The organism is Bacteroides sp. MSSM.1001136sp1_RTP21357st2_D2_RTP21359_211015 (genome assembly GCF_040913205.1).
GTDB classification, from domain to species: domain Bacteria; phylum Bacteroidota; class Bacteroidia; order Bacteroidales; family Bacteroidaceae; genus Bacteroides; species Bacteroides ovatus.
Window position 1 is genome coordinate 99662 of the sequence record NZ_JBDFVF010000006.1, and the last position, 13212, is coordinate 112873.

Genomic DNA, 13212 nt, shown 5'->3' on the forward strand with positions numbered 1-13212 from the left:
CTTTTATTCTTCTATTACAGGTTCAAATAAGATATAATCCAGATAAATACGATATTTAGAGTTGGAACTAGCGCTAGCTCCCGGATCTTTCAATACTATTTTTAAAGTATATGATTGAGTATCTGTAAACTCTATTTCATTATTTATGACGCTTTTATAGAGTCCTAATTTAGGAGCTGAACCTTCTAATTCTGTATAAGGCTTATATTCAGTTTGCTCGTTCAACAAAACTTCTTCTGTTCCGCTTATCAGCTTGAAATCCATTTGTCCGCCATTGCTATTACTTTGTTGCTTAATGAATAGTTGCGATGTAGCATATCCAAACTGCAGAGTCACTTTATATTTACCTTTGATAATGGAAGGAGTTTGCATGGAAACCCATCCAGTGTTACCAATATTCAGCATTAGAAGATCACCATTATTTGCTGTTTTCCAATCATTTTTTGAACTTATCTGGAAATAAGTAACATTATAATAACTGTCATACGCTCCTGCCGGATTTACTAATTCATATTGATAACAGTTTAATTCTGTCACCGAACACTTTTTCTCTTCATCTCCTACTGCCTGAAATTTGATACCTTCTTCTCCATGACCAGCTGCAATCCATTCACCGATGAGGGAGTAATTACACAAGTCGAACAAAACAGTTTCCGGTTCAGCTTCGGCGATGGGCAACCATGTGCTGACTTGATGAATGTATCCGTTCTTTGCCTGCAAGTCACTGTAATCTTCGAGGAACGTGGCACGATGTTCCTCATCTGCATAGTTGAGATAGAAAATATCATTCTTGTTGCTTACCTTGACGATATTTCCGGTACTTGAAGTATCCCAAATTTTAGAAGTTACGTCTGCTGTATCAAAACTCCTCATTTTCTTCAGATCATAGCTTCCCGGCAAAATATGATAGGCAACGTACTGATAAAGAGCATTATCCGGATTAGTATAGTCAGAACCTGCTTCCAATTTCCGTACTAAATCTTGCAAACTACTGATACCGTTTTCACTAAAAACTGCATCCGTTACGGCAAGGAAGGTATAGTTTCGCTTTTGCTGAGTAGTACCTCCCGACTGATTTTCTATGGTGTCGTAGATGGTATTGATTTCCTTTCCCCATCCGGTAGCATCCAATGCACCTTTCAGGATGGTGTAGTCTCCATTTTCAGCGATACGTTGATACACACTCTCGGTCAACGGAGTCAACGTGTTTTCAAGCACATAAACGTAGCCGTTTGATACCAAATTGGCAAACTCTATGACATGGGCTTCCTTATTCAGATAGACTGATTGCAAACCACCGCCGCCATTTTCAGCACTGCCGAAAGACACCGAAAGGAAGTCATCGGAAACCGTTTTTTTACTTAACGTGCCTTCTTGCTCGATAAATTTTTCCTGACTGATTGTATCTTGAACAATATGAAAAGAAACTAGGTTACGAGCATATTCCACTCCCAATTCTTCAATAGAAGTAATCCCCTTCTTCGTATAGAATGCTTTCACCGCCTCGTTCGTGGGGACAAAAAGGGTGAAATATTGAGTCGCTTGATTGACGGCATTGTATAGGTCAGCGTATTTCATAATGGAAATCCATTCTGAAAATTCACCGGAACGGCTGGACAAGTAAGTAGCAGCCGGCTGTATATCATAAACAGAGAACGTGTCTCCTTCATACGGATCATTGCAGGCCGTGCATAAGATAATGAGCAGCATCCAATAAATCCTTCCTATCTTTTTCATTTTATTCATGGTTTGATTATTTATCATAATAAGGGTTCTGTTCCAATAATCGGTTGGTGTTCACATCACTTTCGGGAAGAGGCAGATACCAGGCATCGCTGTTATTCAAAGCGGAATTTAGCCATTTAGGCTCTGCGGTGCTGTTGTTCTGCATCACGAGTTCCTTAAATTCAGCCTTATACTTAAAATTTTGCTGCTTTCCCAGACGAAGCAGATCATACCATCGTTTTCCTTCTGCGGCAAACTCCATGTCCCGTTCGTTCAGCAATAGTTGCAACAAATCCAGTTCACTAATTTCTTCCATAGCCACGGTCAAGGGAACTAAGTTGGAACGTTTGCGAATCTGGTTCATTATCTCTACGGCTTCCGTCCAATTCTCGCTACCGCCTTTCCGAATCAATGCTTCGGCTTTCATCAACATGACATCTGCCATCCGGTAAATGATATAATTGGCATCCATCTGATTTCCACCACGGATAGCTATCAGACTATTTGTACCCATCCCTGAGTATTTCCAAATAATGGCATTATCGGGATAATCGTCATAATAGCTGGGTGTATGAAGATTTTCGCGTGGTGCACATGAACCGAAATAAGTACGGACAGCCTCTTTCAGACTCTCCTCATACAAACGCAATGTCATCGCTTCAGAATACATATAAGTTTTATTGGTACTGGAAGTACTGTATGGCATAATACTAGTCGGACAATTGTTTGTCTGGTAATAAGTAGCGCCATCGAACTGCAATTCAAAAATGGACTCATTGCTATTGCCCGGATAAAAAATTTGGAACCATTGGCTGGGGACAGACATGAAAACCGGACGCCTACCGGAGGTAGCATTAATTAGATAGTCAGCGTAAGTGACGCATTCGTCATAATCTTCCGCCCATAAGCAGGTTTCCGCCATCAACGCATACAAAGCCCATTTGGTGGAACGTCCTTTAGTTGCCCATGAATCTTCAAAAAATTCCTTGGCTGCATTGGTATCCAGAGCTGTACGCATATCGCTCTTTATTTGTTCCAAGATTTCCTGTTCAGATGATTTGGCCACATTGGTCGGCATCTCATCATCCACGTAAGGTTCGGTGATCAAAGGTACTTCTCCATAATTACGTACCAGATACAGATACATCAATCCACGAATAAAATAGGCTTCCGTACAGTGTGAATTCATCTGGGATTCATGGTAACTTTCGTCTTTCTCCATCACACCCGGCGCATATTTCAATACAGCATTCGCCATGCCAATGGCTTGGTAGAATGTACCCCATGCCACTCTTGAATTGTTAGGAAGTACTTGAAAATTCTGGACTCTACCATTCTCGGTAGCTCTGGAAGGAACAATTACCGATCCGCCCCGCAACTCTCCCCAGTCAATCATATATGGAATACAATTGCGCATACAACTGTATCCTTGCGCAAGGATGGATTCCACGTCTTCAGCAGATTGCCAGTACATATCCGTGCTCTGCTTGTCTTTAGGCAGTACATCAAGCCAGTCACTGCAACCGCTCGTCAACAAGCCTCCTGTCAGTAATAGTATAACAAATATTTTTTTCATGTTCGTAGCGTTTTTAAAAACTTAGATTAAAACCACAAGTGAGCTGGATGGAGGTCGGCGTTACCGCTTCATCCTTTGCCAATGTTCTTTCCGTCTTCACTTCCGGATCCTGTCCTGTATATTTAGTAAAAGTGAAGAGGTTACGGCCGGTCACATAGAAATCAATATTATTGACTCCCCAAGCTCTGCATACTTTTTTAGGCAGACGGTAACTCAATGATAAAGTTTGCAAACGAAGATAAGAAGCATCTTCCACAAAACGGTCGGAACCTAAAGTGTTGTAACCTTCCCCATAAAGCGCGCGCGGGATTTCGGTCATATCACCTTCGTTGCGCCAACGTCTGAGCACAGCGGTACTTTGGTTGTTGATTCCGTACATAGATTCGTTGTTCAAACGAGTCATGTTAATGACTTTCTGTCCGTAACGGCCATAGAAGTTGGCAACCAGTTTGAATTGCTTGTAAGTAATGTTAAAACCGCATCCTCCGGTAAATCTCGGCTGTGAGTTGCCCAAATAGACAATATCATACTGATTGATGACACCATCATGGTTGATGTCTTCATATATGGCATCACCCGGAGCTACAGTATAATGACCGTTCATCATTACAATAGGATTACCTTTAACGTCTTTCATAATGTTGCCCTCTGCATCACGTGCATGAGTTGCTTCCGCATTCTGGTAAACACCTTTGTAGCGATAACCGTAAAAAGAGCCTAAAGGACGATCGACTTCATAACGAAAAGCATAGTTCCCGTTACCGAATGTGTAGTTTTCTTCCGTATAGTTTACCGGAATTTCTGTAATCTTATTGGTATTTTGGTTGATGTTGAAATTGAATCCCAACTGAAAGTCCTTACGTTTAAGAGCGATTATGTTTGCACGGAACTCCCAACCTTTATTAGTCATCTTTCCTGAGTTATAGTAAGCCATCCTATATCCACTACCGTAACCAATGCTGGTAGGCGTGCTCATTTTTGGTTGCAACATATCTCTTGTATACTTCTGATACACATCCACTGTTAGACTTACTCTGTTCTTGAAAAGAGAAATATCCACTCCTGTATTATATTCGGTAGTCGTTTCCCATTTCAACCTGTTGAGCTGCATGCTACTGGGTTTGATGGAGTTCATATTCATATAGTTGTCACCGGATGCATAAGAACCCAGATAGATGGAAGTACCTTCGGCGCCATTACCTTTTTCACCGACACTGAAACGGAGTTTGAATTCATCCAACCACTCGTCTGTGTTATTCATGAACGGTTCGTCAGCCAAATGCCAAGCAAAACCTGCCGCAGGGAAAATCCCCAAACGTTCGGACTTACCCATTGCCGAGTTACTCTCTACTCCAATGGTTCCGTTGAATACATAACGGTTGAGCAGCGTATAGTTAACAACGCCAATGCCATTGATATTACGCACCTTAGAATCACCGGAACTTACTTTTTGCACCGTGCTTCCGATAGTAGGGTCGGACAGGCTGGAAGATGCATTACCGGAAGTTTGACTGCCATAACTGGAGTTAGTCGTTTCATTCGTACGGAACAACAAGTTGGCAACCAATGAATGTTTGTCTTTCCAACTGTTGCGATACATCAACTGGTTTTCCGTAGCAATGGTCAGCTGGTCGGAAGAGGTATCTGTACTACGGTTGGCAAAACTGTCTGTCCAAGGAAGGCCGGTAGCAACCTGAGGCAAGAACATACGGCCTTTGGTATTACGGATATTCAAGTTCGCATAGGCTTTATAAGTCAACCCTTTCAATATCTGATATTCGATACGGAAAGTCATCTTGCTCTCCCGTTGGATCGTTTTCTTGACGCTCTCGTTTGCCATCGCTACCGGATTGTAATATTTGCTACCATTACCGTCCTCCTTGAATGCCGGATCCAAGTTGCTATATTCACTGTGATTGAAATACTGTGAAGTAAGTTCTCCGGTCGTGTCGTCAACGTAATAAGGCGATTTGTTTGGAGCTTTGCGGAAAGCTTCCGAGCGCACGTTGTAATAGTTTTCATCTCTTTTTGATTGAGAGTAGTTGAACTGTGCCCCGAAATTCAATCTTCTTGAGAACTTATAGTTGATACTCAAAGAAGAATTCAAACGGCTGAATCCGGTTCCGATCGTCGTACCGCCTTCATTGAGGTAGCCTAGAGAAAAACGATAAGTGGCTTTTTCACCACCCCCGCTCATGGAGAAGTTATTATCCCATGTCTGTGTATTCTTGCGTACCGCAGCCAACCAATCGGTATCTTGGTTGTATTCGTCAAAATAAGTCCAGTCCGGTTGATAACCGATCTCCGGAGAGTTATAAAGCATATTCAGATAATTTAGCGAATTACTAAGACCTATATAGTTGGCACTGTTCCACAGAGCTTCGGAAATCATGGCTGAATATTGGTTACCGTCCAGCATCGGAATGCTCTTCGGTTCAAACTTGGCAGAGAATTTGGAAGAGAACGTGAAACGGGTCTTTCCTGTTACTCCTTGCTTGGTTTTGATCATCAATACACCGTTACCGCCTTTAGTACCCCAGATGGCAGTAGCAGCAGCATCTTTCAAAACTTCAATGGATTCGATGTCCTGTGGAGATATGTTAAGTAATGCTCCCAAATCATCATTACTGATCGTAGAGAAGTCGGTATCGTCACTAATATTAGCCGGATAGGGCACACCATCGATTACAATCAACGGGTCGGCATTGGCATTCAGCGTACTTGCACCACGAATCTGAATATTAGCACGTGCACCCGGGTCGCCACCGCCCAACACAACATCCACACCACCCAACTGCCCTTGCAAGGCATCTTCGATGGTCGTAATCGGAGCTATGTCTACCAAGTCGCTCATCTGTACTTTCTGGGTAGCGGAAGTCTGTTCTCTGGCGGTAATACCCAATTCATTGCGTTCGATACGTTTTCCTTCAATGACTACTTGGTCAATAGTTCTCGTATCCTCCTGCAAGGTGACGTTCAACTTTTCTTGTCCCGTATACTTGATTCTCTTCGTTTTCATTCCAATATAAGAGAATACGATTGTCAGGTTTTTCTCCCCGGCAGGAATCTTCAGATTATAGATACCATCTACATTGGAAACGGTTCCACCCAAAGAACGGTTCTGGGAGTTCATGACGTTTATGTTGACTCCCATCAAAGGATCCGCTGTCGATCCGAACATTTCCGATACTTTACCGGACAAGACTTTGACTTGCCCGAAAGCCTCTCCGGTAGTGACAACGAATACTAATGCTACTAGTATGTATTTTAATAATTTCATAACTTATGTTTTTCATTTTAAAAAGACGCCATCAATCAAGTGAAAACAACCGTCTCCAAAAGCAAACGGGAAATTGGAATAAGTTGAAACCACTTGGCACTTGCCGTGTCCCTGCAATTCGAGGTTCAGAGTGCTTCCATTATCCGTATAAATGAGGTTGGGAGCTACGCTACTTTCAGTCTTGTATGTTCCGCTTTTGAAACTGGAACCGGGATAAGGATAGGCCGCGATGGTGTTTTTGGCACCGGTGATAAAATAGGAATTCAAATAATCCTTCAACGTCGCTGTGTCGAACTCTCCGGTCAGCTTGCCGTCTTCATCGAAAGAGGCATTGGTAGCGCCCGGAATCTTTCCTTCTGACAATGCTGTCTGTATGGCTTCATTCGTCGGAATAAATGCGACAAAGCGTCCTTTGCCAAAGATATTCATCATAGTCTCACCGACAGTAATACCCGCCTCCTTGAGCAATTGGGCAAAGTTGTAATAAACATAGCGCTTGTCGGCACAAATAGCGATGGAACGAGACAAGTCACCATTTTCCGCGCTAAAGAGCTGTTCATTGTCAAACCAATAAGAAGTACCGTTAGAGCCTTCACCAACTTTCGTGAACGAAGAGAATACCGTTCCTTGGAATTCTGGATTCAGTTGCATATTGAAACGGGCGTTACTAGTGATTTTCCCGTCTTTGACAAACCAGAAGTTCCAACTTGTCTGGGTAGTAATGACCCTTATCCCATTGTCCGGCAAAGAAGCCGATTGCGTTTCCGGGATATTCGCCGAATGAATATTCACAATACCTTGTTTGGAAGAATTGCTCAATTCCACCCATCCATCTTCCGTGTTCTGTTCCAACGTTGATGTGCTATAAGAGGTTCTAATCTCTGAACCTTCAAATTGCGCTGCTTTCGGAATCAACATAATGTATTTTGCATTGTTTGAAACGAAAGATGGTTGAAGAGAGGTTCCGTTCATTGCATAAAGGAACGAACGTGCTTCTTTATTTTGGAACATGGTGCCAAGTACGGAAGCAAAAGTAGTCGGTGTGCTGATTTTGTTCATACCATATAATACTCCGTTGACACACATAATTTTATCGTTCAGCGTATTCGGATTGACATTGATTTCGGAACCTTCCACAGACACGATTTTATCCTCACTTTTCGTACTACTGATACTCTTTTCTATGTCACCGGGAAATACTGCTAATCCGGCATCAATGAACTGACGCAGGAATGAATTCATAGCCAGTTTATCAACTTCGCCCAAGGAAGTATATCCTCCTTTTGCCCAGAATTCCTCAAAGAAGCTGTCGATTGCAGTATTGGACGGCGCAAAGATGGTATAACCCATAGCTGTCAAAGAGGTGAAAGCGAGTGAGGAGCTAACCGGCCATTCGCAAGCAATGTTAGGCAGACCATTGTGTTGATATTGGTATAAAGTGTCCACACCGTATGCTGCAGCATATGATTTGGTCAGGTTGTCATCGGCAACATATTCTCCAAAAGACTCGTATAGATTGAAAAATGTAGAATATTCGTCCCGTTTTTTCATCTCGGTATAGATAGTTTCCAAAGGTTCAAGCACACGGTCAATGGCATGAATGTAACCGTTGTTGGCTATAATGCCATACTCTTTGACAGATGCATTGGAAACATTGAATCCATTGTCTCCTGTCCAAGTGGAATTGGGGTAGAAAGCTTCGTAATTGCTTTTGGCATCCAGCTTTCTTGACTGAAAAAAGCGGTAAGAAAATACCGGAAGATAACGTTCAAGATGATACACCATAACGGAAGAACCATCGGATCTGTTTTCTAATTCCGGAGTGTCCGAACTTCTGGTGCGGTGCTTGTAGAATAATCCAGCATCAACATTTTTTTCTTCTTCCGTTTCTGTACTTCCCACAGGACGGAAATTAACTAGATTCTCTTTGGTGTAAGAGTAATAAAGTACATGATAACCAATGAGCTTTTTGACTTCGTTAATGGGCACGACTTCAATATTGGCATATCCTTTTTCGTTCAGATAAGCCTGAAAGGCTGTGTCATCAGGAGCCATGATAGTCAGAATACTTTTGCCTTCCAGCATTTGTTTGTAACCGGAAATCTCCAGTCCCCGTAGGAAGATAGAATAGTTACCGTGTTCACCGGAACTTAACACCTCCCATGCGTTGTCTGCCACCCAATCGGGCACTTCATAGTGCTCGTCCATCTTATCCTCACACGAAAGCAAGATCAATGGAAGGCATAGCAGCCACAACATCTTTTGTAAAAATGTAGCGTTTTTCATTGTTTGATAAATTATTAGATAAGTTACTATTCTCCGTATGCTTCTTGCCATGCTTTCTCATATTCATTTGGGAATTCAAGCGAAAGAGCATAGTTTTCAATATTAGTATATCCGTTTGCTGCAGTTCTTACAGCATCATTCGGATCATTTTTATTTAAGCCCCATTTATCTTCAAAATCATCGGGCATACCGTCACTGTCCGTATCTACTCTAGGAGTGCCAATATTGATGCTTTGCCAAGTCTTGGCAAGAGGGTATTGGCGTTCTAGGTTTTGGTTACGGAAAATCGTTCCTTTAATCCCTAATGTGGTTAGTTCATCAATCATGAATTGATCTACCAAATCACGATTGGGTAAAACCGGACCAACATTTTTAACAACCCAGTGATAGGCTTCTGTAGCACTAACTTTTATGGTGATTTCCGGATGCTGGCTGTCTGGTTTACTCAAAAAGACAGGAGTGGCACTGCAATAAGTTTGCCAATTGCCTTGCGTGATTTCAAATCCATTTAATGTGCCATCTTTATTATCATCGTAATAGTTGCCTACACAATAGGTATCGAAATCGCCATCACCGGTACCACCAATGAAAGGTTTAGTCGGATTTACTTGTTGATAAGTATCTGCCAAATAATTGTTATTGTCACTACTTATTCCATTATAATGATATTTCGTTTCATCATCGAACATACTCTTATCTGTAGTTGCTATAGGATATGACGTATTCACCCATGTATAAGCTGGTCCTTTGATAAAATAATTATTTTCAATGACTGTGTTGGAGTGCCCAGAAGATTCGCCACCCATATTATAAGCTGCTCCATTTCCCCAATTGTAGAGAACATTATTAACAAATTGATTCAGTCCTTTTACTTTAAAATTACGAGTCTTATTATCAATAAATAGATTTCGGTAAACAGTAATTCCTTCTTCGTCACTCGTTTGAACTAATCCTCCACAAGAGTGATTCTGACATCCTTGCCCTAGTATTGAATTTTGTAATGTAATGTTATAAAGTCCCTCTGGCTGTTTGTCATTGTTAAGTGAAAAACATTCATCTGTCCCCCATGTAAAAGAACAATGGTCATAAATTTGGTCGTGACCGTAAGCCGCTCCTCCCGCATCTATATTGTCACTGCCACTAACCTGCCGACCGGCACGCATACGCATATAGCGTACAATCAGGTTATCTGCATTGGTAGAAGAAGTCCTACCATTATAAAGTTCAATACCATCACCTGGAGCTGTTTGGAACAGAACCGTTTGGTTGTCCTTAAATACGAGCACTTCTTTGTTTAAATCAATCACACCCGATACGTTAAATACTATAATTCTGTTTGACTGGCTGACGGCATCTCTTAGTGACCCTGTACCGCTATTATTCAGATTGGTTACAACATAAACAGATTTAGTGTTACTTCCACGGGCACCATCAGCGTTTCTTCCATATCCCACTGCACCAGGAAATGCTGGTGCATTATTACTGGTAAAGGAAGGAAATGCCGGACCTGTAATGCCTTCATTATTACCTTCTTCATCATCCTCCACAAAAGTAATAGGGGGATTAATAGCAGGGTCTACATCTTCTTCATCTACCGGTTCTTTATCAACACAAGCCGCTAGCGATGAAAGCGAAAATAAGAAGAAATAGAAAATGCTTGTAAAGCATTTCATGGCAATAGATATGCCTTTCCTCTGAAAAGATACAGTGTTTTTCATTCTTATAAAATTATAATTAAAAATACTTATTTGATTAATAAATAAAATCAAATTTAAAAAGTGTACATCCTTTAAGGAGTGCCCTTAATAATATTCTTAGGAATAGAAATATCCACAAATACCCTTACAAAAGTGTTGCAATATATAGCAAATATTTTCATCCCAGAATCTTGTTATTTATTCAACTCAATACATCCCATAATGAAAGGTCCTGTTGCTTTAGCATCATTATCTCTCATCTTCTCTCCTATATAATACTCGAAACTGCCGTCACGGTAAGGCTTACCACCTAACCCACCCACTTGGCAACATCTTGTCAATGTCAATGTTCCGTCCGGATTTGAGATTAGCAGTTTATTGCACAGACCTTTAAAGGCTTTTTCTGCAATGGCACGATATCTACTATCAATATATCCTTTATTTACAGCTTTCATATAGGCATACATACATTGTGTCGTAACAGAAGCTTCCGGAAAATTACCGGTACGTGAAGGTTGGTCAATTACCTGATACCACAAGCCATTTTTATCTTGGTATTTTGAAAGGGTTTCTGCTAATTCTTTCGTCCATTTAATCATATCAGCATAACCTGAATGATCTTGGGGAATATATTCCAAAGCATCTACCATAGCCATAAACCACCAACCTATACTACGTCCCCAGAAATTAGGAGAATGACCAGTCTCCGGATCAGCCCATCGCTGGCTCCGGTCTTCATTCCATGCATGATAGTAAAGTCCGGTCTTGGCGTCATAAGTATGTTGATGGCATAGAGTGAATTGTTTAACAGCCTCATCAATCCATTCCGGACAATTAAATTCAGCTCCATATCGAGCCATAAAAGGAGAAGCCATATACAATCCATCCAACCACATCTGATTAGGGTATATTTTCTTATGCCAGAAACCTCCATCTGTTGTACGAGGTTGCTTTTTTAGCTGATCTATCAAATTCTCGATAGCCAATTTATATTTCTCCTTTTTGGTTTCCTTGTACAAATCAAACAGAACTTTTCCGGAATTTATATAATCCAGATTATAGGTTTCTTTCTTATATAAATGAATCTCTCCTTTGTCGTCTACCAAAGAATCAGCCCATGCCTCTACATAATCAAAGTACCTACGGTCTCCTGTTTTCTTCCAAACTTGTAACATCGCACAACAACCTACTCCTTGCGCATAACCAAAATACAGGCGTTTTCCATGATCCAGTTGCCACGCTTCCGGGAAACGACGAATTTCCGAATCGGCAAACAGACGATAATAAGTGTCGGGAGCAAAAGTATCCGTACGGAAAGGAACTGCCGGAAGTCCGGCTTTATTAAACAGATTCACTCTAAAGAAAGTCCCATAACCGTAGCGTACAGCTACAGGTGCAGAGACATAAGTTGAAGAAAGTGTTATCGAACTTCCATCAATCACAGCATCAGCCGGATAAAACCGCGCATCATTGCCGGCAATAAAAAATCCTTTTACCGGTTCATTGCCGGGTGTCTGCAGGCCACCTTCCGCAAATTGAAAATCTAATGTAATTTCTCTCCCATTCACTTTCATTGATTTGTAGAGAGGTCCTGAATAAACAATCTTTTTACCATATTGCTTTGCTAATGCCCAAGCTGCCAGCCGTTCGCCCGGTGCAACTTTATTTCGTGGATGTATGTCGGTAGAATCGGCTGCATCCGTCACTACTGCCATACCAATGTTTTCAAGTCCACTTAACCATGTTTTTAATTGTGCTTCACGAATACCTGCCGGTTGTTTGTAATGTGGTGCAATCTGTACAAAATAGAAAGGCATATCCGGCTGATTCCATTCTTTCCGCCAACTATTTATCAAGTTAGTAAATACTTCCTGATATTTCTCATAGCGAACAGAGTTGGATTCTCCCTGATACCAGATATTTCCTTTCACTGTATACCCTACTATAGGAGCAATCATACCATTCCACAAAGTAGCCGGAACCTTACACTTATCTTTTTCCCTACTCACCTTTTCCTTCGAATATTGTTTTAAGACATCAGCATACAGCGGATTGTTTTCCATCACTTTCATACTTGTCCAGGATTCAGCATGTGTTCCTCCCCAAGTAGACTGAATCAATCCAACCGGTGTACTCAATTCTTTATACAATTTACGTCCAAAGACAAATCCTACAGCAGAAAAGTCCTTCAGATTCTCCGGATTACAAACCACCCACTTTCCAACGCAATCTTCTTTTTCACCATCAGGTGCCAGTTGATGCTCTACATGAAACAGGCGGATTTCCGGAAAATCAGCATCTTTCATTTCTTCCGCTTCATTCAACATTCCTGTTTTCCATTTCACTTGCGGATTACGGGCTACGGGAAATTCCATATTTGACTGTCCCGTACAAAGCCAAACTTCACCTATTAATATATTATTGATCCGGATCTTATTATCACCTTTCAACATTACAGATTGTCCGGAAGTAGCAGCCGGTGTTTGTATCATCAGTTCCCAATGACCGTTTGCTAAAGCAGTCACCTTGTATTTCTTATGATCCCATGAAGTCTTTACCAAAATCTTTTCTCCGGGACGTGCTTTTCCCCAAAAACGTACTTTCGCATTTTGCTGAAGTACCATATTATCTGATAATATAGAAGGAAG

General features: G+C 41.3%; 6 protein-coding genes. All 6 read right to left on the minus strand.

Annotation, left to right across the window (positions count from 1 at the left end; genetic code table 11):
• Positions 1-3: 3 nt before the first annotated feature.
• Positions 4-1737 (minus strand): DUF5108 domain-containing protein, encoded by a 1734-nt coding sequence (locus AB5217_RS06330; protein ID WP_032846044.1) that lies wholly within the window; start codon positions 1735-1737, stop codon positions 4-6.
• Between the two features lie 16 nt (positions 1738-1753).
• On the minus strand, positions 1754-3301 hold the full coding sequence (locus tag AB5217_RS06335; protein WP_004301622.1) for a RagB/SusD family nutrient uptake outer membrane protein: 1548 nt from the start codon (positions 3299-3301) through the stop codon (positions 1754-1756).
• Positions 3302-3314: 13 nt separating this feature from the next.
• Complete coding sequence (locus tag AB5217_RS06340; protein ID WP_004301619.1) at positions 3315-6581, minus strand: SusC/RagA family TonB-linked outer membrane protein; 3267 nt, start codon at positions 6579-6581, stop codon at positions 3315-3317.
• Between the two features lie 12 nt (positions 6582-6593).
• On the minus strand, positions 6594-8867 hold the full coding sequence (locus AB5217_RS06345) for a fasciclin domain-containing protein (protein ID WP_004301617.1): 2274 nt from the start codon (positions 8865-8867) through the stop codon (positions 6594-6596).
• Positions 8868-8893: 26 nt separating this feature from the next.
• Positions 8894-10585: a polysaccharide lyase family 1 protein gene (locus tag AB5217_RS06350; protein ID WP_004301615.1), complete on the minus strand. Its 1692-nt coding sequence runs from the start codon at positions 10583-10585 to the stop codon at positions 8894-8896.
• A gap of 173 nt (positions 10586-10758) precedes the next feature.
• Positions 10759-13188 carry a glycoside hydrolase family 88 protein gene (locus AB5217_RS06355; protein WP_373131945.1) on the minus strand — a complete coding sequence of 810 codons (2430 nt, stop codon included), beginning with the start codon at positions 13186-13188 and terminating at the stop codon, positions 10759-10761.
• Positions 13189-13212 lie beyond the last annotated feature (24 nt).

What these genes read in the sequence shown, in the direction of transcription:
- AB5217_RS06330 (WP_032846044.1), bottom strand. Translation starts at nt 1,737, where the DNA reads ATGAAAAAGATAGGAAGGATTTATTGGATGCTGCTCATTATCTTATGC.
- AB5217_RS06335 (WP_004301622.1), bottom strand. Translation starts at nt 3,301, where the DNA reads ATGAAAAAAATATTTGTTATACTATTACTGACAGGAGGCTTGTTGACG.
- AB5217_RS06340 (WP_004301619.1), bottom strand. Translation starts at nt 6,581, where the DNA reads ATGAAATTATTAAAATACATACTAGTAGCATTAGTATTCGTTGTCACT.
- AB5217_RS06345 (WP_004301617.1), bottom strand. Translation starts at nt 8,867, where the DNA reads ATGAAAAACGCTACATTTTTACAAAAGATGTTGTGGCTGCTATGCCTT.
- AB5217_RS06350 (WP_004301615.1), bottom strand. Translation starts at nt 10,585, where the DNA reads ATGAAAAACACTGTATCTTTTCAGAGGAAAGGCATATCTATTGCCATG.
- AB5217_RS06355 (WP_373131945.1), bottom strand. Translation starts at nt 13,188, where the DNA reads ATGGTACTTCAGCAAAATGCGAAAGTACGTTTTTGGGGAAAAGCACGT.